Raw genomic sequence first — 21,591 nt, 5'->3', positions numbered from 1 at the left:
GAACCAGTCTTCAATGCCAGGACTTTGGCAGACCTTCCCTAGTCAACCTGGGTGGCACCGCGTGTGTTCCAGCATCAGCAATTTTAAACACCGCTACTGCTTTTTTCAGAATCTGAGCCTGTTCTTCGAGCGAATGCGTGGCTGCTGCCGACTGCTCAACGAGTGCCGCGTTCTGCTGCGTTACCTCGTCCATCTGGCCGACTGCCTGATTGACCTGCTCAATCCCGCGACTCTGCTCTTCGGATGCAGCGGTGATTTCACCGACGATGTCCGAAACCTGTTTGATGGCCTGCTTCACTTCCCCCATGGTCGCATTGACTTGAGTAGCCTGTTTAGCACCGTCCTCAATCATTGTCACCGATAAGCCGATCAGTTCCTTGATCTCTTTTGCTGCGGTTGCAGAGCGTTGCGCAAGGCTCCGCACCTCACTTGCAACGACGGCGAAACCACGCCCCTGTTCACCAGCACGTGCCGCCTCCACCGCTGCGTTCAAGGCCAGGATGTTGGTCTGGAATGCGATGCCTTCAATAACGCCCGTAATTTCGGAAATCTTGGTCGAGCTGCCATTAATTTTATCAATGGTACCGACCATACCTTGTACCGCATTGTTGCCAGCGTCTGCAACATTCGTCGCGCGGATCGCCAATGCGTTGGCCTGGCGTGCATTGTCGGCATTGTGCTTCACCGTCTCAGTCAGCTGAGTCATACTGGCCGCTGTTTCTTCGAGAGACGAAGCTTGCTCGGCGGTTCGCGATGAGAGATCAACGTTGCCCGCAGCGATTTCTGAGGCGGCTGTCGCGACGTTATCGGTGCTTGTGCGCACGCCACTTACTACGCTCGCCAGACTATCCAGCATAGTTTTCAACGACTTCAGCAGCTGACCGGTCTCGTCGTTCGACGCAGAGTCGATCTGAACGGTCAGGTCGCCAGTTGCGACCGATCGCGCAAATTCAGACGCCTGCCTGATAGGCAGCACGATACTTCTCGTGATGAACCATGCAACCCACACGCCCACTATGATAGCTAGTGCGCATAACACAAGCATGAGCATGCTGAATGACCCCGCAACAGAACGCGCGTTCACCGACAAATTCTGACTTATTTTCTCCTCAAGATCGATAAGCGCGTTGATGCTGTCAAGCCAGTCGTTGAAGGAAGGGCGTGCTTCGGTAAGCAAAATCCTGGTGGCCTCTGGCAAATTGCCAGAAGCTCGCAACTCAATGACCTTTGCTATTAACGGTAATGTATGAGCCTCGATGCTCTTAATCTTCGCAAGATCGGCGCGTTCCTCACCGGTGATCCCCGTGTCAGCGGAAAACATCTGATCAAGCGGCTGCGCTGATTGCGTGTAGTCGTCGGTCAACTTCTTGATTAAGGAAAGTTGTGTCTGCAGCCCCGCATCTGTTCCTTCGAAGACTACATCCCGAAGCGCGATGGCCCGATTATGGACACTGCCGCGAAAGTTGATAGCGTAGCGTTCCCTTACCCCATTGACGTCGCTTATTGTCGTAAGGCTGCTGTCAATCTTCCCAACCCGAATCACACCCACAGTGGTAAGCACGACGAGGAATGCCAGCACGACACCAAAACTCGCGGCAAGCCGGATACCGATCGTATGTCGAGAGATTGTTACCATGGAAGAATCCGTTCAAGGAAATAATGTCTAGGAAATCTGCCCGAGTCACCAGGCGGTCACTTGATGAGATGTTCCCTGAATGACTAGTTGAAGTCAGGCATCTTTAGGGGATCTTTGCATACATAGTGGTATACGGTCGTGCGCTATGCACCTTGAAGTCGGGATTTCCTGCTTTTTGTGTAGGCATGAGCCTCATTTCCCGGTCTAGTGCCTGAAAATTTCAATAGTCTCTTCGTCCTGGTTGTGGTGAAAAAATTTTGGATCAAAGGCGAACGAAGTGTGATCAACGCCTTCGCTTCATGCCGCGAGCAGTGCACGCCAGATTGCAGACGGAGTCTGGTCTTCGCGGCGAGCGTGTCGCCGTAATCTACAGCCTCGTTGGCAGCGCAAAACTTAACAGTATCGATCCTGAAGCATATCTGCGTTACGTGCTCGCACACATCGCTGACCATCCAATCAACCGCATCGACGAAATCACGCCGTGCGTCTTCGCCGGTCAGATCCGCATCGCAGTCTGAAGATCACGACCTCCAGTCAAGACGTTGCTGATGCCACAGTTACGCGCGGCAAGCGTACTGTCATCGAACTGCGCAAGGCCGCTTTGCCGCGAACTTAAGCGGAAATGGGTCCTCAAGCAATTTTGAGGGCGCGCGCCACGTTCTATCCAGAGCTGCTGAGAATCTAGCGACCACAATTCCGCTGGCTCGTAGCTTGGACCATCTTGCTAAAAAGATAGCGCGACCAGCAGCGCCAGCTAGGGCACCCCGATAACGCGTGTGATGTTTGGGCATCAACTCTCGAAGCTACCCTCCCGTTATTGATATGGATTCCGAATTTATATTCGGTAGCGATCTAATGTTTGTCCGGAATCACGCGTTAGTGGCGCAGCCTTGTTAGATGCAAGCACCTGATCGAACTTGCTAGGTGGCTGAATGTGTGAGCAAGGCTGCTCCGGAGGATGAGGCTGGATTGTCTGCGAGACTTTGGTCCCAATTTCCATCGAGAGATGCGTCGAAAGGGTCGCACTTCCGGCTGGAGGTCGCAGTTGATGACGAAGCCGTTGCATAGCTTGCTTGCGCTTAAAACCACGACGTTTGGCTCTCACACGTGGAAACCCTGGCTAGTCAAATAGCAGCGTCACTCTGCATCCAGATTACTACTACACCAGGTGCCAGAACACCGCATTTTTCGATCTTTTCCCCGGCTAATGCATGTTGTTGCACTGTGCGCCAATATGGCGTAGAGTGCCAAAAAACGCGCCGATAATCGGCCCAGTTGACAGTAGCCTTGCCCCAGAAGCAAGCGCCAAAGGAGGAGATACGATGCTTGACAATACTTTTGTCTTTGATGCGGTCATCCATGTTGTTGACTGGTCGATCGAGGCGATGAAATCTGACGCCAGTTTTCGGGACCCGGAAGTGCAGGCGGAGATGATGCGTCTTAGTAAGTTGCTGACCGGCGGGGTGTTCGAGGCGGACGTCAGCAAGATCAACGTCAACGATGCGCTCAAGGGAAGTCGAGAGGCAAACTACGACGTCATGTTCCGCAATGCTCCAACCGACATGGGAATTGTCGGCAGCCTTCCGTTCGGGCCGGGGACCGCATCAGACCTATATGCCGATCCCGAGCATTTCATCAAAGTGAACCATGGGTTTGCGGCTGCGTATCCACAGCGCTGCATTTTCTCCGGGGGAGTTGAACCCACCGCCGCCGGCGTGGATTACGCGAAGGAGTCAATCAAGCTGCAGGCCCATGAACTCGGCGCGAAGATGATGAAGTTCTATCCCTTCTACTGGAAGGCAGACGACCGGGAACTCGGCTACCCGCTCTATGAGCGTTGCCAAGAAGTGGGTATTAACATCCTGCAGTTTCACATGTGTCTACCCGGAGACGCATCGCATGATGTCGAAATCCAGCGCCCCAACTATCTTCAGCGCGTCGCTCGCGATTTTCCCGATATGCAGATTATTATCCATCACCCGATGCCGCTTTACTTTGATGAGGTAGTGAACATCGCGGCGCGCTTCAAGAATATTCATCTTCTGATCTCCCCGATGGTTCAACTTTCGCTGATCCGTCCGCGTTTGATCCAAAAGTTGTTGGGGGAACTCTTGCTTTCGGTTGGATCCGATAGGCTTATGTACGGGTCAGAGGGAGCCGTCAGCGGAAATCCGACGTCGTTTTTGCGCGCCTTTAAGAATATGCAAATTCCCGAAGATCTTCAGGAAGGTTACGGCTTTCCGGCCCTTACGGATAAAGATAAAGAGAAGATCTTGGGTTTGAACCTTGCCAAGCTAATGAACATCGACGTCGAAGCTAAGAAGCGCGAGTTGGCGGTACTCGACGCATCCGAAGGCAAAGGATATGACTGATCTGAAAGCAGTGGAAGGGAGGGCCAAGCTCGTGACCCGAATGTTGGGCTTACATGGAGGAGGCATCGAAGTCATTGGCTTTAATGAAGCATCAGGAGTGGTGAAGTTAAGCTTCACCGGACTTTGTACCGCCTGCTCAATGCGTCCCATGACGCTGGAGAGCATCGTCCGACCGGCCTTCCTAGATTTGGACGGGGTCAAGGATGTGGACATCGACGGCGTGAGGATCTCTCGATTCGCGTCCGCGCGTCTGAGAGATGCGAGTACGGTCCCACCTGCGGGTCACTATCCAAGAATTGATATCGTTCAGACTCAAAGGTAATGGACGATTGGGACTACCAACTGAAGAACTTGCAGTTGGGCAGAGAGTGTAGACATATAAGCAATGAGGTAAACCAAATGGGCGAAGGAATCGAAGTGAAGCAATACGAATCTGAATCTATTGGCGCGTCCAATGCTTCCCAGTCAAAGGACACGTCCGATCGGCAGCCATTCGAAGAGTGTGATTGCGAGGAGTTGATCGAAGAAGTGTCGATCGACGGCATGTGCGGTGTCTACTGAAAATTCTTCGGCACGGTGCGAAGTCGACGGTGGAATAGAATCCAGCCGCGATAATCGCTCGGCCGTTCAGCTCGACGAAAAATGGATGCTTTCACCGTTAGTCAGTATAAGGCGGGAGCCGTTCGGCGCACTCGTCTACCACTTCGGAAATCGAAAGCTAAATTTTTTGAAGCGGCCTGTACTCGTTCAAGTTATCGACTCGCTTTCCGAGTATCCCAATGTTCTGTCGGCGTTCGACGGGGCTGGCGTCCCTGAGGAACAGCGGGGAGTCTACCTTGCCGTCCTAAGCAATCTCGCTGGCGCAGACATCATCCAACGCTCAGTGAGTGGCGTAACCGGCGTCGAACCATAAGAGGAATAGCAAAGTGACGATACTAGCTGAACGTCCGGCCCGCTCGCGGCCAGCCGGTGACACGCTGCTCCACCAGTTCGAAGTGGGACTGGACGCTCCGATCTGTTTGACATGGGAGTTGACCTACGCCTGCAACCTTGCTTGTGTGCACTGCTTGTCATCCTCTGGACGGCGTGACCCAAGCGAGCTTACCACTGCGCAGTGCGAAGCGGTTATCGACGAACTGCAGAGAATGCAGGTCTTCTACGTCAATATCGGAGGTGGAGAGCCGACAATCCGGCCAGACTTCTGGCACTTAGTCGAGTACGCAGTTGCTCACCAAGTGGGTGTTAAGTTTTCGACGAATGGTCTGCGGATCACCCGTGAGAGAGCAGACTGGCTCGCTAACTCGCCGGCCTTGAAGGGCTACGTAGACGTGCAGATCTCTCTCGACGGCGCGTCGGCCGCCGTGAACGATCGCATCCGCGGCGAAGGGTCGTTCTCGATGGCCATCAATGCACTAGAAAATCTGAATGAGGCTGGCTTCAAAGACGCAAAGCTCAGTGTGGTCTGCACGCGCGAAAACGTCGCGCAGCTTGACGAATTCAAGGCAATCGCTGATCGCTATGGCGCAACACTCCGGCTAACACGTCTGCGTCCCTCTGGACGCGGTGCTGACGTGTGGGATGAATTGCACCTTCGCTCCGAGCAACAACGCACGCTCTTCGACTGGTTGGTCGCTAACGGAGAGAACGTACTAACGGGTGACTCGTTCTTTCATCTCAGTGCGCTCGGGCACAAACTGCCAGGTCTCAATCTATGTGGTGCTGGTCGCGTTGTGTGCTTAATTGACCCCGTGGGGGACGTCTATGCGTGTCCATTCTCCATCCATGAGGAGTTTCGCGCGGGGAACGTGCTTGCAGACGGGGGTTTTGGGGCAGTCTGGCAACGATCTGCGCTTTTTTCGGACTTGCGATCGCCGCAGGCAGACGGGCAATGCACAAAGTGTAAGTCGTACGATTCGTGTCGAGGCGGATGCATGGCTGCCAAGTTCTTTACCGGTCTGCCCGTGGACGGACCAGACCCAGAGTGCGTTAAAGGATACGGAGAGCAAGCACTTAATGCACTTGGCCCTGAGCGTGCGCGGCCGCAAGCAACGCAAGACCATAGCCGACGAGTTGTCTGGCGGATCCGACCAGATATTGAGAAAGGGCAGTTGGAAACCTCAGTGAACAGCCATGCGCATATAGGGGCTCCGAACCGCATGTGCGAAGAGGATCCGTTGGTTGGGTACACACACGAATCCGCTTAATGCAAGGCGAGGCACCCGAAGCGCCAATGAGCAAGCTGGCTTGGGCTGCTGTGGGAGCGGATTAAGTCAGATAGGAACGGCGGGATCGCCATCAACAAAGACGAAGGAAATGCGCAATGGCGTTTAATCCTTGGAAGGAAAATGCCTGGTTTGAGTCCGTAGCGGTCGCCAAGCAGCGAGCACGTAAGCGACTGCCTGAACCGGTATACATGGCGATAGTCGCTGGGTCCGAGCGGGGCAAATCGGTTAGCGAGAACGAGCAAGCATTTGAACAGCTGGGGGTTAGTCCTAAGATTGTGGGTCAGACTGACAAGCGCGATTTGTCAACTACTGTCTTGGGGACGCGTGTTGAACTTCCCGTGCTGATAAGTCCAACCGGGGTCCAGGCGGTTCATCCAGACGGTGAAATTGCTGTCGCTCGCGCGGCGGCCGCTCGTGGCACAGTCATGGGCTTGTCAAATTTCGCTTCAAAGCCCGTCGAACAAGTCTGCGCCGTTAACGACCGAACATTTTTTCAAATGTACTGGTCGGGTAGTCGAGACGTAATGATTCAACGCATGACTCGGGCCCATGAAGCAGGTGCAAAAGCTCTGATCGTCACGCTCGACTGGTCGTTTTCTATGGGGCGTGATTGGGGCAGTCCGGAGATCCCGGAGCGGGTCAACCTTCGTTCGGCTATCCGGTTCGCGCCTAAGGTATTGACCAAGCCAGGCTGGCTTTGGAGATTTATGCAGTCGGGAGGCTTTCCTGACTTAACCGTGCCAAATCTCGCATCCTCGGTAGGTGGCGATGCACCGACTTTTTTTGGTGCCTACTACGAATGGATGACCACGCCGCCGCCGACGTGGGATGACGTCGCGTGGATGTGCAGAAGCTGGAAGGAGATCTCTGGCAAGCCATTTGTTATCAAGGGTATCGGTCGTGTCGATGACGCAAGGCGAGCTGTTGATGCGGGGGTTGACGCAATTTCGGTTTCCAACCATGGCGGCAACAACTTGGACTGTACGCCCGCGCCGATTCGTTTGTTGAGGCCAATCGTCGATGCGGTTGGCGAACATATTGAGGTATATCTTGACGGTGGCGTAAGACGGGGCTCCGATGTAGCCAAGGCGCTTGCCTTGGGTGCTCGCGCGGTCCTCATAGGGAGGGCATATCTTTGGGGTCTAAGCGCTAATGGACAGGCTGGTGTTGAAAACGTCCTGGACGTTATGCGGTCAGGCCTCGATTCAACGTTGCGCGGTCTCGCAATTGCGTCGGTGGCAGACTTGCGACCCGAACATTTGTTAATTCCCGACGGGTTCGTACTTTCGATGGGTGAGTGAACCAAGGCTGCAATACTATGCGCTGTGACTACATATCCCTGTCGGACAAAACGTGGCCATCTCTCGAAAAGCACGGAACGGTGGTAGTGCCTGTTGGTGCCGTCGAACAACATGGTCCGCATTTGCCTTTGGACACCGACACGGTCATCGCTACTGCGCTTGCTAAGAGGGTCGCTAATGCCGTGACCGGCATCCTGGCGCCGCCCATATGTTACGGCGCTAGCGGCGAGCATCAGCAATTTATCGGGACGGTTTCGATAGGCACGAAGGCACTTATCATCCTGCTGATCGAAATGGCCCGATCCCTCACGACTTGGGCTTCAAGAGTAATTTTCGTCAATGGACACGGCGGAAATAGTGCTGCCCTTAAGCGGGCTACTGAACTGCTGACGGCAGAGGGGCGCAATGTTGAGTGGGTACCGTGTTACGTACCATCGTCCGATGCTCATGCTGGTCGAACCGAAACGTCTTTGATGCTTTTTTTGGATCCAGAGAGGGTCCGGCTTGAGCTCGCACAACCAGGCAATACTCAACCCCTGAGCCAGCTAATGCCCGCGCTATTGTCAAAGGGCGTTTCTTCTGTGTCCGAGAACGGAGTATTGGGTGACCCCACGGGAGCGCATGCGGGAGAGGGAGAAGCCTTATTTCGCCAGATGGTCTGGTGCGCCATGTCGCGTTTGGGCTGCACGACAAACGAGGAGGATGTATGTCGAGTACGACTCTAGTGCGCCGAGTTGCCTTGATCACCGGAGCAGCGCGCGGGATAGGAGCGGCAGCAGTTCGTCAGTTCGTGGATGACGGGTACAACGTGGTTGCCATAGATTGGTGTGCCGACACGCAACCTGACCTCGTATATAAGCAGGCAACGCGTGAAGATTTGGCAACACTTGTGCGGGATCTCCCTGACGGAAGGGTCATTCCATACGTTGCCGACGTTCGCAGCGCCGAAGAGCTGCAAGCGGCTGCCGCACTAGCACTTAGAACTTGGGGGAGAATTGATGCCGCCGTTGCGGCTGCGGCTGTCCTGCAAGGCGGAGGCAAGCCAGTCTGGCAAGACAATAACCTCCAATTAATGTGGGAAATTAACGTCCAAGGGGTCTGGAATACTATTGCGGCTACAGTTCCTGCAATGTTGGCCGGCCCCGATCCCGCGGGCTGCCGCTTCGTAGCTATAGCTTCTGCGGCGGGCGAACGAGGTCTCTACAACCTAGCAAATTATTCAGCAGTTAAACACGCCGTCGTTGGACTGGTGAGGGGCTTGGCGGCCGATCTCGTCGGCACTGGAGTCACCGCGGCAATCGTCTCCCCGGGGTCGACCGACACGGCACTGCTTTCCGCGACAGCAAAGACCTACGGGGTGACAACAGAAGAGTTGGCGGAACATCAACTTCTGCGGCGCTTGCTGGATGCCGATGAAGTAGCGCGGGTAGTTCGATTCGCATGCTCTCGTGATGGGGCGGTCCTCACTGGGTCGATTATCAATGCGGACGGAGGCTTCGGCGCCTAATGGAAACCTTACCCCGCGGATTCTCAATCCGCGTTCGCGATGATGTCAAATGGCGTGTGAACTCAACCATTGGCGAGAAAGTACTTATTGGTGGTTCGCCACGTTGTGTCATGCGACTGTCCGCTCGGGCCATGGAGTGCTTCGATGGGGCGAGGCTAACCGTTTGCGGTGAGAGAACGGCGGCTCTCGCTCGGCGTCTACTTGATCGGAATGTCGCTGACCCGGTTGATCTTGTCCCCCTGAACCGAAACGATCTTACCGTCGTAATTCCCGTACGTAACCGGCACGAACAGCTAGAGCGTTGTCTCGCGGCCCTTCGGGGACTCAGCATCATCGTCGTCGACGATGCTTCACACGACGCACATGGTATCGCATGCGTCGCGAAGCGCTACGGCGCACGAGTGGTCGCACTACCTACCAATCGTGGACCCGCAGCGGCACGTAACGCGGGACTTGCTGAGGTAGCTACAAAGTTTGTCGCCTTCGTTGACTCGGATGTTGTTGTCGAAGTGGACGCTCTTCTTGGAATGTCAGGACACTTCGTGGATCCCGCGGTCGCGTTAGTTGGACCGATGGTTCACGGTGCGACGCGCGGTCAGAGACCACGGTGGTACGAACGCTACGACGCCGCATGGTCCTCACTAACGCTGGGGCATCGTCCTTGCTCCGTGGCGGTTGGTGCAGCCGTCGGTTGGTTGCCTAGCGCATGCCTTGTCGGCAGAGTTTCAGCGCTCAGAGAACCAAACATCGCCGCTTTCGCGGAAGAAATGCGTGTAGGAGAGGATGTCGACCTCGTCTTGAGGTTGCTGAAAGCAGGTTGGGTAGTACGCTACGCACCAGAGTTTATTGCCTTGCATGATGCGAGGACTGCTTTCTTCGCGTGGCTCGAGCGAAAGGTAGTCTACGGCACTGGAGGTGCGCCACTAGCGCGGAAGCACGGCGTCGGAGTGGCAGCCGCGCGGATCCCGGTATTTATGGCAATCGTGGTCGCGGCGACAATCTACGGGGGCATTTGGGGAAAGTTAGCCTCTGTAGTCGGCGTTCTTTGGACGACGTTCATCGTGTTTGGAAAACTACCACCTTTCGAGTCTCGGCTACCGACGTCTTTGGGACTCGCAGTTGAGGGCTTTGTCGCGGCTGTCCTACAAGCAACGCAACTCATTTTGCGCCATTGGTGGCCTGCGGCGATCGCGATGGCCTTGTTCAGCACGGCAGGTCGAGAGGCGATACTCTTCGCGCTTCTTATCGATTCCTTGTTTATTGCGTTTACGAGACCCCCGGTGATGCCCAACGGCGAGAGTCCGCCGAACTTCTTGGTCAGGGTGATAGGGCGACGGCTTGATGACATGGCCTACGGCGCCGGTCTATGGCTTGGTGCCGTTAAGCATAGGACTACTGGCCCCCTCGCAATCGAGTTTATCAACCGACGCAAACAGAGAAACTGACATGATTGTCGATAGTCATTGCCATGTAGGCATTAACTGGTATGAGCCTGTTGAGACGTTACTGCACCACATGGATAGTAACGGCGTGGAACGCGCGGTGTTGGTTCAGAGTTTGGGCCAATTTGACAATACTTATCAGGCCGAGTGCGTCGCGCGCTATCCAGAGCGTCTGGCATCGATTGTTCATATCAACATCGAGGACGCAGATGCTCCGACAACACTCACGCGGGAGGTTGGCCGCGGAGCAGTCGGCATTCGACTTCGTCCACCGGTAGGCAGTTCGTGCAATCAGGTCCAGTTTTGGGAGTTGGCGGAGGAGTTGAATATAACGGTTAGCTGCGTCGGGACAGCAGAGGAGTTTGCATCTGCGGAATTTAGAGCGCTCCTCGAACGACTCCCGAATCTGTCCGTTGTCATTGAGCATTTGGGGAACCTGCAGTCTAACTGTGACATGACCATCACAAGTAGCGTGCTGTCACTAGGGAAGCTTCCAAACGCTTACATGAAGTTCCACGGCCTTTCGGAATATACCCGCAAAGCGCTTCCAAAGTCCGAGGACGGATTTCCATTCGAGACCCCCGTGCCGCCGCTGATGCTAAACGCACTGGATGCCTTTGGCGCTGAGAAGCTGATGTGGGGGAGCGATTGGCCGATTGTGAGCATGCGGGAGGGATACCGGAATGCGCTACGTTGGCCACGTGACATCCTAGAATCACGCGGTGAGAGCTTGGTTGATTCATCGTTCGGCGGAGTTGCGCATCGGATGTACTGGCGCTAAGAGACACCGCAAGGAATTTCGGTTTGAATTATCACAAGGTGCTCGTAAAGCATCTTGATTAGTAATCCGACATAAACAAAACGCCAGTATTTATAGTTATGGGTCGATTTCGATCGCTTTTTAACTGCTCTGCTGTGCGCAGTCAGCGCGAGAATATTCTGCGGTAAGACAGGAGCCGCGAGTGATTCGCGTCTTGCGAGGTCGATGGTAGCCATAGAGACGTGTCGAAAAATTGCCCTCTGAAAAGGCTAGTGGTGGTCAACTGTTTCGCGTTGGCATTAAATGGTGACATGGCATAGAGTGCCAAAAGATAATGAGTGCGAGTCTCGAGATTCGCTTTGGTGAATTTAACAAACCAGAAGAGAGGAAGGAGATATGGGAAAACTTGAAGGTAAAGTGGCGCTAATTACCGGTGCAGCGCAAGGTCAGGGGCGTAGTCACGCGGTCATAATGGCGCAGGAGGGGGCCGACATCATCGCCGTCGATATTTGCGAGCACATTGACTCTCATATATCCAAGATGGGCTCGGAGGAAGACCTGGCCGAAACAGTCCGGCTGGTCGAAGAAACCGGCCGCAGGGTTGTGTCAGCCAAAGTGGACGTTCGTGACGAATCCGCACTGCGCATCGTTGTCGACAGTGCCGTCGAGCAGCTGGGGCGCCTAGACATCGTTGTTTGTAATGCTGGGATCGGCCATTTCTCTGCCGCTTTGGACACCACCGAGAAAGAATGGGATGACACGGTGGACGTGAACCTTAAGGGGGTCTGGCAAACGGCGAGAGTTGGTGCGCGGCATCTGATTGCGGGTAATCGCGGGGGCTCCATCATTATGACCGGTAGCGCTGCTGGTCTACACGGGGGCCGTAATGCAATCGCATATGTGGCCGCAAAGCACGGGCTGGTCGGACTGATGCGAGGCCTTGCTATGGAGTGGGGGCAGTTCAAGATTCGCGTTAATGCGGTACACCCAACTCAATGCGACACCGATATGTGTATGAACAATTTTGTCTATGGATTGTTCTGCCCGGATAAACCAAACGCGACCAAGGAGGATTTTGCGCCAGTCAGTCAAACTATGCATACGCTGCCTGTTCCTTGGGTCGACCCAAAAGATATATCGCGCGCGATGGTATTTCTGGCATCGGATGATGCCCGCTTTATAACGGGGGTCAATCTGCCTGTCGATGCAGGGAATGACCTTTTGAACTGAACGTCGGTCGAGACCACTGCACGAATCGCGAGATGGGGGGCGGGGATACCTCTCCGCGTACGTCTCGCTGCGGCCGCTATCTCGAGTGACAAAGTGGTCGGCACCACTCGTTGGTGGGGCCGACCGTGTCTACCCTGGTGCCATAGGACGAGAAGGTACTCCGGCAACGCTTTTGGCAGATGCCCCCACTGCGGCAGCGTTTCAACAAACGTGATCGGCTTCAATCTACCCCCAGCGACATTGTCACAACGAAATCATATTGACTAGGTAGATTCGCGAAATTTGCCTGTTCAGATGTCTCGTTCAATCGCAATACTCGATAAAAGCGGGAAAGTCGTCTCCCCCGGTGGGGTGCAAGACTGGCCGTCGTCGTGTGTCGGGCTATGGAGAGGGATGCCTCTCGATGTTCGATCTTTCGATGGCGCTGCTGAAGTTGGATCAGTCGTTCATGATGTCCCTCATATTTTTCTGTTCGGGACCGGGAGCGGCGCATATACTTTGCGCTCCGGTAAGAAAATCTGGGAGGGGCGCGGTCGGCTTGGATGCGGTCAGATTGTGCCGGCTGGATTTGAGCTTGATAAAGGCACGTGGAGTGGTCAATGGAATCGGTGTTTAGGAATCCAGGTGTCGTCGGATTTCGTTACATCATTTCTCGAAGAAGATGTCAAAAAGCTCCGCATTGAGCCGGATCTCAATCTAGCTGATACTAGATTCGCCATAGTGAGATTGGCAATACTAGACGAACTCAGACGCAATTGCAGTTCCGGGACGCTTTATGCGCAGAGTATATCCCTTGCGCTGGCAGGACTCCTTCAACCCCAGCGGAGCTCGCTCCTGGAGGAGACTAAACCGGCACGTAAGCTGTCGACAGTGGTTAATGCGAGAATAAACGACTACGTAGATTCCAATCTGGGTTCGGAGATTAGTATTAAACACCTCGCTTCGTTGGCAAATCTCGGGCCTTCGCAATTTTCGCGGGCGTTCAAGGCGACAAATGGCGTAACCCCATATCAGTTCGTGCTTCAGAAGCGTGTACAACGCGCCGTAATACTGCTCCGCGGGACGCAGACGTTGGCACAAATCGCTCACGCAATTGGCCTAGAAAATCAATCACATTTCACTCAGACATTCAAAAAATCGTGTGGCGTGACGCCCGGTGCCTTTCGGGCGATGGCCCAATCTACTTGAGGCTATATTTTCTGCCGAAGACTACGCGAGTTGAACTGGTGGGGCTGCTAGCCATGGGCAGGTCACCTCGACCGGCGCCGCTCGAGATACGTCCGTATCCAGTTCGCATCGAGTTCAAGGCGGACATTTCTTTGAATTCCTCCGATCACGCCGGCAAGGTCGATGAAGGAGAAATGTTCTTGTTTGATTTGTGCAACTGCCACGTCGTCGTCCCACGCATCGGCGACAAGTTCGGCGATCAGCGGAGGAAGACTAAACTCCAGCTCAAACCACGCGCTATCACCCTGAGTCAAGTTTGCAGGAACAAACTTCCACTCATTTCGATCGTTGCCTCTGACCTCGCATCTAACGGTGTCGCTCGTGAACGCCGACGGAGGCAACGGTGCAGCCCGGAGTAAATGTAAGGGCCAGCGGCCTTGGAGCATTCCAAAATACGACCCCTGTATCCTCGTGCACGCCCGAACAATCGAGCCAGTAAGGAGCGTTATCCCCGAGGCGGTCAACGTACTTTCGATCTCGATATCGACGTTTTCACCATTAAGAATTGCTCTGAAAAAAGTTCGTACAGCTGACGCAGCCGCGTTATTTATCGCCTTCAGGCACGTTTCATCGAAGCTAAAAATAGCATCGACAAGAGGTTGAATCGCGGGAACATCCTCGTATTGAATCAAGAAGACCTGATGGGCTATTGCGTACTCGATCGCGCCACGTGTAAATCCAGACGTCGAGAAGATCGCAGCAGCATAATTGTAGCGTACCGCTTGAAAGATACTTCCGCGCCTAGTCCGTACGGTAAAAAAATTCTCGGATATATCTTTGAGAACCCCAACCGCGTTTCTCGGAACCTCTATCTGAACCGGTCGATGCGCGCTGTAGCACTTGGCTTCCACCATAAGTTGAAGCGGATACATGAAGGCAGGGGAATGTCTCCACAATGCAAACGCGTCCAACTGATGCCAAGTTCCTCGTCCTCGAACTTCAAGACCGGAGTGACCTGATCTCAATCCGTCGATAGGCCGAACTGCGAGCGTTCTAGGATCGAAAACTTCATATCCAATTTTTTGCAGAAGAAATAAAACCGCCTCCTCCAACAAAGCACCACGAATTTGAGAAATTGTCGCCATTCTCTTGTTATCCGTATTGATTTATGATTTCGTCGCCAGAGCATTAAATTCTCGCCTGGCTTCGCAGGCTCTCGATGGCCAACTTGATTGCATCTTCCTGCGGCTCTTGTGTTCCCCATTCCCTCCAAAAATCTCTTGTCGCGCTATCCGGCGTGATCTTTGGGATATCGAGCTTAATACGCGTCGGCAGCAGCACCGCGTCGCCTAAAAGCAGAGCTTCTCCTGTGTCGAGAAGCGGGAGCACACTGGTCAACCCTGCTAGTGAATCCGGCATAAGCCGTTTTATTACGCCTTGATCCGTCTCATTCGTCAATCGCAATGCCAGGAAATTATTACACTGGCTAAGAATCGTTCTGCTAACGTCGGCAGGGCGTTGACTGACCACCAATAGCGAAAAGCCGTACTTACGGCCTTCCTTAGCGACCCGTTCAAACGAGCCAAGTGCTTGCCGCTGCACTGCGTCAGCATCTTCCCGCACGGGGAGATAAAGATGAGCTTCGTCGCAGAGCAGCGTAACCGGTGTCCGCTTCCCTGAACGCATCCAGAATTGGACGTCATAGAGTAACCGCGCTAAAGTGCCAGTCACGACGGGGAGAACGTCGGCGGGCACCTCGGAAAAATCAACGACCTTGATCCCCGACCCGCCGCTTGATGTCAAAAGCTTGAGGACTTGGTTGGCCAACCAGTCATATGCCATCGCCGCTAGCGGCGGTGCAAACATGAATCCATACCGACGATCGTCGAGCTTCGCTTCCAGCCGCGACAGGAAGCGGGTAAGCTTGTCCTCCCACTCGCCCTTCACTGGCCCGGTTTTCCCCATGCCCTTGGTCGTATTGTCTGTCTCCAGCAGCGTTACGAGCTTTTTTATGTCATAGGGGATCGGCGAGTCTACGGTGAATGTCTTCTTAACCACATCCCGTTTCTCAGTATCGAGTGTCTCGCTCTTGAGGGTACGGACATGCAGTGTGAACCGTGAGGCCTGATTCGGCGCATTCTGGTCGCTTCTGTCGAGGATCATCGAGAGCATCTCGTCACGATTCAGAAGCCAATACGGCAAAAACAAAACATCATCGCCCGGCTTGTCTAAATCACCAGGTCCAGCGATCCGAAATCGTTGCGCAAAGCCGCCGATTGCTTCATCGGCAAGTGGCGCGTACTCCCCGTGCATATCAAAAACGATGATGTTAGGAAATTTCAGTTTCGCGGCTCGTTCCAAGATAAGTGCCACAGCCCAACTCTTGCCCGAACCGGTACTCCCTAAGATGGCCGCGTGCCGTTGAAAAAATTTGTCGCCACTTGCGATCGCATCGGCCGACCGGTCAGCGACAAATGTGCCGAGCTTCAGGCGCTCCTCTTCCTCGAAGCCTGCACCGAGGATACCCATGAAACGCTGAAGATTTCCGCCCTCGATGACATAACACTCTCGGTCAATCTGGGGGAAACTGTCCGCGCCGCGCTTGAAGGTGTTCACCTTCTCACCCTCGATCGTGCGGAAGGTGCCAATAAGAACGGCTTGGATCAAATCATCCGCAACCGCTTCTAGAAGTTGGCCATCCACTCCGGAATCGTCGGAATTTGGCAACTCATCACGCATGCTTCGTGTAACGCGCTCGGTCATGGCAATGAGGTACTCTCGTTCCGTCGTACCGCGAATGGCGATGAGCTGGCCGATTCCAATGCGGGTAAGAAGGATTGAGTTAGTTACATCCACTGCCACGCGACTTGTGTCGACCGATGCCACCCGACCAATCCTATCGTCGTCAGCAAACTGGAGAGCGGCTTCTATCACGGTTCAAGTACCTCCGAAATGAATGAGTTGAGATCCCAGAGAGCAAGCCCTGGCACGAAGTCCTCAATCCTGTTGACGAAGACCGACGAGCCGGACACCCCGTCGACAGCCCGGTGCTGGATCGCAATAACGTTGGTGTGGTCACGAGCGAGCTTCAGAGCGTTGCCTGAAAGCGAGTGTGTCATCAAAAGCGTAGGTACCCCACTTTTGATTCGCGGCGTCAGATGCGTTTCAAGGTGATCGTCGTTAAATCCGTAGCCCAACACGAGAAAGCGGCTCGCCTTGTCGATCGCCCCATTTGCGCGCTCGCGGTGTCGATCAAAGGGACTCTCGTAACCGCTCCGAAATTTATTCAAGCCCGGTGTGATAATTAAACGCTGCAAGTCGAGGTCGCCAGCATAACGCACAGGTTTGCCATCACGATGGTACCAGTCGAGGCTACCATGTGGCTTGAAGACATTCACCTTTTGCCGATAGCGATATTGAACGCTTTTTCCCTTTAGGGTGACCTCGCGACAGAAACTTAATTTACTTTCGTGTTCGTCTAACCGTCCAGCGAATTGACCTACAAACAGTGTGTCCGCACCGAGGCCAGCCTCCTCCGCTGCGATCTCCAGCAGTCGATCGTAGTTGGTGGTGACAACCGGCACTCCCGTAGTTGGCTTAAGAAGGTGTTTCAAAAGACGAGTGAAACGAAGGGTGCGCGCCTTAGTGAATACCTCAGCAACTACGTCACGTTCACGCTGCGCGATTAATTCGACTGTTTTTGCGACAATGGCGGTTTCAAGCGTAGGTGTCGGCGGTTTAGATAGTAGTGCAGCTTCGAGTCCGTTTGCCGTGATCAAGGGCGACAGTTGGGTCCAGTGATTCTTGTCGTCATTCGACAAATCGGCCTCGATGTTACCTTGGAGGTAATGTGCAAGTTCGCCCATGCCCGGAAGCCCCTCTGCGCATGACAAACCAGAACCGACGATGGTTACCAGTCCATCAGTAAAGTGCTGCTGGAGCAGCAATTTTAGTTGACTAAGCTCCAAGTTCGCCGCCCAAGTTGGTTTTCGGTAGGAATAGTCAGCGCATTGTTGCATCGAAATTCTAGCTCGAACATCTGAAATGCGCGATGACCCTTAGACCTGAGAAAGCCGCCACTCACTTGGTGCGGAATGCAACGGCAGAAATGGGTCGTAAGCTTTGTCGGCTGACCTTCGTGGACGGCCACGGAAGGTGCAGCCGTATCGCGAGCTGTTGTTTGAGATCGAGCGGTGTTTTCCCGCGTAACTGCTTTTGCGTGGATCGACCTAAGCAACAGGTGGCGCATACCCTGCCGCGATGCGAAATGACTCGCGTAATCCGAACTATGGCCAAGCGACGCTATTGTGGCCTTCCTCGTGGAACAACCTGACACACCAACTCCCCTTTTCCACATCGTGGCTCGATGTCGCCGGCGACGGATCTATTGCGATCTACGATTCAGTATTGCCGCATGCCAGACGCGGTGCCCCTGTGTTGCAGTCTGCCCGGGCCGGTTTCAACGGAACACTTTCGCGGGCTCGCGAAGAATCGCGTGGTTTTGGGAGCTCAGATCGGAGTCACCAGGGGAAGTTGTGTCCTTTCTCAGGACTCGAGAAGTCTTCCCTTCAACTTGTTTTGCAGATCGCTTCCCACGCCCAATCCTTCGGTAACGTAGCCAGTCACGGACCCGTAGCTTGTGTTTGCCTGATTAAGTGCTGCGCTCAACCATTCCTCTTGAGCGACAGAACCTGGATAAAAAATATCTGCCTCGGCTTGTCCGTAAGCCGCAATGTTAGCTTCGTATTGAGCCTGTATTAGGGCAGCGTCGTACGTGTTGGTGAGTAGGTAGTCGGACATGATGACGTCCGTCGGAAGATCTACAAGCGATTGCAGTACCGCAGAAACCCAGCCGGTGCGGTCTTTTCCCGCTGTACAGTGAAAGAGTTGTACGCTCGGACCATTCGCCATATTGGTTAGCAATTGCCCCAGATTGGCACGCTCTGTTGCGCTTGTAACAAACTGCTGATACGAAGTTACCCCGAAAGCCATCGTATCTGCCACTGAATTAAATGTACCGTTGGGGGGGGCTGTCGTACCGTAAATATTTACGTTCACATCCGTTGCGCCGCTCGGAATGCGATCGGGACTGGCGGCAACTTCGCTGGTCGTTCGAAGATCGTAAATGGTTCCGATTTGCAGTGAAGTCAGGGTCGCGAGGTCGGCGCCGGATGCACTGCTTAGCGCATTTGATCGATAGAAGACTCCCCGACGAAGTTTCTGTCCAGTCTGTGTCTTGTATACCGTTGCATCGCTTGAGCCCGCTATATCGCGAAAATTCGGAATGGAGGCCAATCGAGGTGTCGGTGCAAGGTCATATTGCACGCCGTTAGAGCCGCCTCCACATGCGGCGAGCCAGGGACTCATCGCTACGCCCAAAGTGATCGCCGACGATTTTCGAAGAAAAGCGCGTCTTGCGCGGAAACAACTGGACTGGTCTTGTAAGCTTCGAGACATTTCCCACCCTGCTGGAGTCAATTGAGTTCTTGAAAGATCCGGGGATTATCAGGCGTGGCGTTTTCCACTGTATATTGAGAAACGCCTAATTTTTGTCGGAAAACAGCTTTGTTGAGTTGACCGATTTTAGAAAAACATAATATTTTGTCGGTCTATGAGATTTATAAAAAATCATCATTAATTTAATAAAAATGACACAAAAGTAACCGCTTCTAGGTGGTCGGACGATTTGCACAATTGTTTTGACACAGGTTCGGGCTAGCTCGGCCATCTGCGTTGTGCCAGCGCACAGGCAGGTGAACAGCTGCCTCCCAGCCCCAAATTTCGCTTGCGAGTTTAGATACGAAACGCAGACGCAGATTGTCCAGTTGAGCGTCTGCGGTGGTTCCGCCTCTTAGTTCCGTGCTTGGGATAGGCCGCGGCAGACCAACGATGAACCTGCACGCCAGAATGTGCTCACCCAGCCGACCGGAGATCAATTGCTTAGTTACACGCGGAAGAATCTAATCCTCCAGACTGGGTGCGCGCCGCGCCGGTCGTCTGGGGCGTCCGCCATCAAATATGGCAATGGGTGTCGCGAGTGTAGGTCCCTAGCGCAGCCCAAGGTCTTCGGACATGCCCGGAATTTGTGAGGCACGGCGAGGGCGGGACGACAGTCGGAACGCAACAGTCGCCATCTTCAATGGCGTCATTTTTATCGACTAGTTCCTGCGGTGGACGTTAGAAGGTAAGGACGATCCTTCCGTGCAACCCCCCGGCGTCGAGCCGGTGATGTGCTTCGACAGCTTCTTCCGCAGTAAGACAGGCGCACACTCTAGGCTTTAGCGCTTGAGCTTCTACTGCCTTGCGAAGAAAATTTAGCAGTTTGGTATCTTGGCTGTGCTGACCACTCATGACCGGCAGAAATCGGACGTCTCGGTCAACGGTCGTTTCAAGGCCGCGTAGTGTTGCAACCGTTCCACCTTCACGAACGATGGCGGCAAGCTCGAGTCCGACGACGCCCGCGTCAACCACGCCGTCGATTCCGTTTAGCGAGAATGCCGCCACTTCGGTCGCGAAGCCGGCTCCGCGCGGCACAACTACGTCTGCCCCAAGTTCCCGGAGGAGTCTTTCGTCTTCAGGCTTCGCATCCGCGATTACGCGTAGCCCCGCGGATTTCGCGAGCTGAACAGCGAATCCGCCCACAGCGCCAACTGCGCCTGTAACGGCGACTGTATCGCTTTTGGACAGCCCGAGTGCGTCGAGAGCGAGTTTCGCCGTAAGAGCGTTCATCGGTATTGTCGCGGCTTCAGCGTCCGTAACCCCGCGAGGCGAGCGGACTACTGAGGCCGCGGGTAGCACAACGCTCTCGGCGTAGCCACCATGAGTACCGTGAGGAACGACGATTGCCATCACTCGATCGCCTACTTCAAGGTCGGTCATGGTACCTCTACCGATGCAACTCACGATTCCAGCAACCTCCATACCAGGCACATATATAGGATGATTCGGAGGAGGGGCGTAGAAGCCAGTGCGAACATTTCGATCGGCCGGATTTACCGTTGCTGCAAGTACCCGCACTTCGACTTCCTGGGACCCAGGCTCACGGTGAGGAAGGTCTAGTACTTCGAGTACTTCAGGTCCACCGAAGGTACGGAGTCCGACTGCTTTCATTATTTATCCGCCTTTTTGGGTTAGAAAACCTTGATGCAAGCATAAGTGCGCGTCTGAGGTCACCGAATCGCGTAAATGGCGAAGTGCGCGCTGGCCGTGTATGACACGACGTCATCCCTCGAATGGTTATCAGCAAGTGCGCGAACGTGTGAGCGCGCGATTCCGGTCGTTAGGGAAGAGATAGCGGTCACCCACACTCGCGCCCCTAATATAAGTGTCGCTCCGAGGTCTCGGGGCGGGTAAATGAGCAATCTCGAGCGCTTCGACCAACTCATGACTTGTGCTTCGCTTCGCCGAGGTCTGCCATGATATTTAGTTGGAACTCCTTTCGAATAACGGCCGCCTCCGCGACTGTTTGGTGAAAGATCGGCAGAATATCTCGATTAAGAAACACCTCTATGAAGTGCCCCAGCTCTGCCCTCGCGGCATGCCAAAATAATTCATTACCTCGACCAGTCTAGCCGTGAGCGAAGAGCGGATAGCTCTGTGCTTCTAGTCGCCTCCTGACGGATGCGGGGTTATCCGTCAGGAAACCGGCTTGGCTCATCGTATTCGGACGTGTGCTAGGCAGTTCTTGCAGCTCAGGAATCTCCTTTTTAAAAGTAAAGTTCTGCAACTCGGGCGCGAAGCGTCCAAACTTTCCGTTGGCCGAATTCACCGTGTAAGAGGCCATTTCTCCTCTAAAGTCGACCTCGAAATGATTTGAAAAATATCAAAACGGACCAACTCCATACCTCGATACCCATGTTTCCATTACTTTCGAAATGTCTTTGGCAGCGATTTTATGTGGTATATGCCGAGCTGTTTGAAATAGAATTATCGCTTCGGCATATTGTTCTCT

Annotated in this window: 14 protein-coding genes and 1 pseudogene; 9 read left to right on the top strand and 6 right to left on the bottom strand. The window is 54.1% G+C overall.

All coding sequences use genetic code 11. The features are described from left to right. Positions 1-10: 10 nt before the first annotated feature. A complete protein-coding gene (locus F3J17_RS36485; RefSeq protein ID WP_167064663.1) occupies positions 11-1,636 on the bottom strand; it encodes a methyl-accepting chemotaxis protein in 1,626 nt (541 codons plus the stop codon). Positions 1,637-1,983: 347 nt separating this feature from the next. Between F3J17_RS36485 and F3J17_RS23800 the strand changes: the two are divergent. The 9 genes and pseudogenes from F3J17_RS23800 to F3J17_RS23740 form a co-directional block, all read left to right on the top strand. Beyond that, a pseudogene (locus tag F3J17_RS23800) lies at positions 1,984-2,154 on the top strand (transposase domain-containing protein); the annotation flags it as partial. An 804-nt stretch (positions 2,155-2,958) separates the two neighbouring features. Further along, entirely contained in the window at positions 2,959-4,008 is a 1,050-nt protein-coding gene (locus F3J17_RS23795) for an amidohydrolase family protein (RefSeq protein ID WP_167064660.1), read from the top strand. Positions 4,009-4,407: 399 nt separating this feature from the next. Beyond that, on the top strand, positions 4,408-4,569 hold the full coding sequence (gene mftA, locus F3J17_RS23785) for a mycofactocin precursor MftA (RefSeq protein WP_167064654.1): 162 nt from the start codon (positions 4,408-4,410) through the stop codon (positions 4,567-4,569). Positions 4,570-4,934: 365 nt separating this feature from the next. Continuing rightward, positions 4,935-6,212, top strand: a complete 1,278-nt coding sequence (gene mftC / locus F3J17_RS23775) for a mycofactocin radical SAM maturase (protein ID WP_167064639.1) — start codon at positions 4,935-4,937, stop codon at positions 6,210-6,212. Positions 6,213-6,328: 116 nt separating this feature from the next. Continuing rightward, complete coding sequence (gene mftD / locus F3J17_RS23770; RefSeq protein WP_167064624.1) at positions 6,329-7,534, top strand: pre-mycofactocin synthase MftD; 1,206 nt, start codon at positions 6,329-6,331, stop codon at positions 7,532-7,534. A gap of 706 nt (positions 7,535-8,240) precedes the next feature. Next, on the top strand, positions 8,241-9,041 hold the full coding sequence (locus F3J17_RS23760) for a mycofactocin-coupled SDR family oxidoreductase (protein WP_167064620.1): 801 nt from the start codon (positions 8,241-8,243) through the stop codon (positions 9,039-9,041). Positions 9,042-10,487: 1,446 nt separating this feature from the next. Then, positions 10,488-11,264, top strand: coding sequence for an amidohydrolase family protein (locus tag F3J17_RS23750; RefSeq protein WP_167064614.1), 777 nt, complete (start codon positions 10,488-10,490; stop codon positions 11,262-11,264). Positions 11,265-11,639: 375 nt separating this feature from the next. Then, positions 11,640-12,473 carry a mycofactocin-coupled SDR family oxidoreductase gene (locus tag F3J17_RS23745; RefSeq protein WP_167064611.1) on the top strand — a complete coding sequence of 278 codons (834 nt, stop codon included), beginning with the start codon at positions 11,640-11,642 and terminating at the stop codon, positions 12,471-12,473. Between the two features lie 393 nt (positions 12,474-12,866). Next, the gene (locus F3J17_RS23740; protein ID WP_167064608.1) at positions 12,867-13,661 is read left to right on the top strand and encodes an AraC family transcriptional regulator; all 795 of its coding nucleotides are present in this window, start codon (positions 12,867-12,869) and stop codon (positions 13,659-13,661) included. Positions 13,662-13,723: 62 nt separating this feature from the next. On the opposite strand, the gene F3J17_RS23735 is transcribed toward F3J17_RS23740, so the two are convergent. The 5 genes from F3J17_RS23735 to F3J17_RS23715 form a co-directional block, all read right to left on the bottom strand. Beyond that, on the bottom strand, positions 13,724-14,785 hold the full coding sequence (locus F3J17_RS23735) for a hypothetical protein (RefSeq protein WP_167064604.1): 1,062 nt from the start codon (positions 14,783-14,785) through the stop codon (positions 13,724-13,726). 43 nt (positions 14,786-14,828) lie between these two features. Further along, positions 14,829-16,526: an ATP-binding protein gene (locus F3J17_RS23730; protein WP_205194926.1), complete on the bottom strand. Its 1,698-nt coding sequence runs from the start codon at positions 16,524-16,526 to the stop codon at positions 14,829-14,831. A gap of 44 nt (positions 16,527-16,570) precedes the next feature. Continuing rightward, positions 16,571-17,608, bottom strand: a complete 1,038-nt coding sequence (locus F3J17_RS23725; protein WP_167064598.1) for an SIR2 family protein — start codon at positions 17,606-17,608, stop codon at positions 16,571-16,573. 577 nt (positions 17,609-18,185) lie between these two features. Next, a complete protein-coding gene (locus F3J17_RS23720) occupies positions 18,186-19,007 on the bottom strand; it encodes a tyrosine-protein phosphatase (RefSeq protein ID WP_167064594.1) in 822 nt (273 codons plus the stop codon). Positions 19,008-19,817: 810 nt separating this feature from the next. Continuing rightward, positions 19,818-20,750 (bottom strand): NADP-dependent oxidoreductase, encoded by a 933-nt coding sequence (locus F3J17_RS23715; protein ID WP_167064591.1) that lies wholly within the window; start codon positions 20,748-20,750, stop codon positions 19,818-19,820. Between the last annotated feature and the right edge of the window lie 841 nt (positions 20,751-21,591).

It is taken from the genome of Burkholderia sp. Ax-1719, assembly GCF_011753055.1.
Taxonomy (GTDB): Bacteria; Pseudomonadota; Gammaproteobacteria; order Burkholderiales; family Burkholderiaceae; genus Paraburkholderia.
Note: the sequence above shows the minus strand (reverse complement) of the source record. Positions and strands in the feature narration are given on the sequence as shown.

Coding starts and splice junctions, on each gene's coding strand:
- F3J17_RS36485 (WP_167064663.1), bottom strand. CDS start 1,636: ATGGTAACAATCTCTCGACATACGATCGGTATCCGGCTTGCCGCGAGT.
- F3J17_RS23795 (WP_167064660.1), top strand. CDS start 2,959: ATGCTTGACAATACTTTTGTCTTTGATGCGGTCATCCATGTTGTTGAC.
- mftA (WP_167064654.1), top strand. CDS start 4,408: ATGGGCGAAGGAATCGAAGTGAAGCAATACGAATCTGAATCTATTGGC.
- mftD (WP_167064624.1), top strand. CDS start 6,329: ATGGCGTTTAATCCTTGGAAGGAAAATGCCTGGTTTGAGTCCGTAGCG.
- F3J17_RS23760 (WP_167064620.1), top strand. CDS start 8,241: ATGTCGAGTACGACTCTAGTGCGCCGAGTTGCCTTGATCACCGGAGCA.
- F3J17_RS23750 (WP_167064614.1), top strand. CDS start 10,488: ATGATTGTCGATAGTCATTGCCATGTAGGCATTAACTGGTATGAGCCT.
- F3J17_RS23745 (WP_167064611.1), top strand. CDS start 11,640: ATGGGAAAACTTGAAGGTAAAGTGGCGCTAATTACCGGTGCAGCGCAA.
- F3J17_RS23740 (WP_167064608.1), top strand. CDS start 12,867: ATGCCTCTCGATGTTCGATCTTTCGATGGCGCTGCTGAAGTTGGATCA.
- F3J17_RS23735 (WP_167064604.1), bottom strand. CDS start 14,785: ATGGCGACAATTTCTCAAATTCGTGGTGCTTTGTTGGAGGAGGCGGTT.
- F3J17_RS23720 (WP_167064594.1), bottom strand. CDS start 19,007: ATGAGTCCCTGGCTCGCCGCATGTGGAGGCGGCTCTAACGGCGTGCAA.
- F3J17_RS23715 (WP_167064591.1), bottom strand. CDS start 20,750: ATGAAAGCAGTCGGACTCCGTACCTTCGGTGGACCTGAAGTACTCGAA.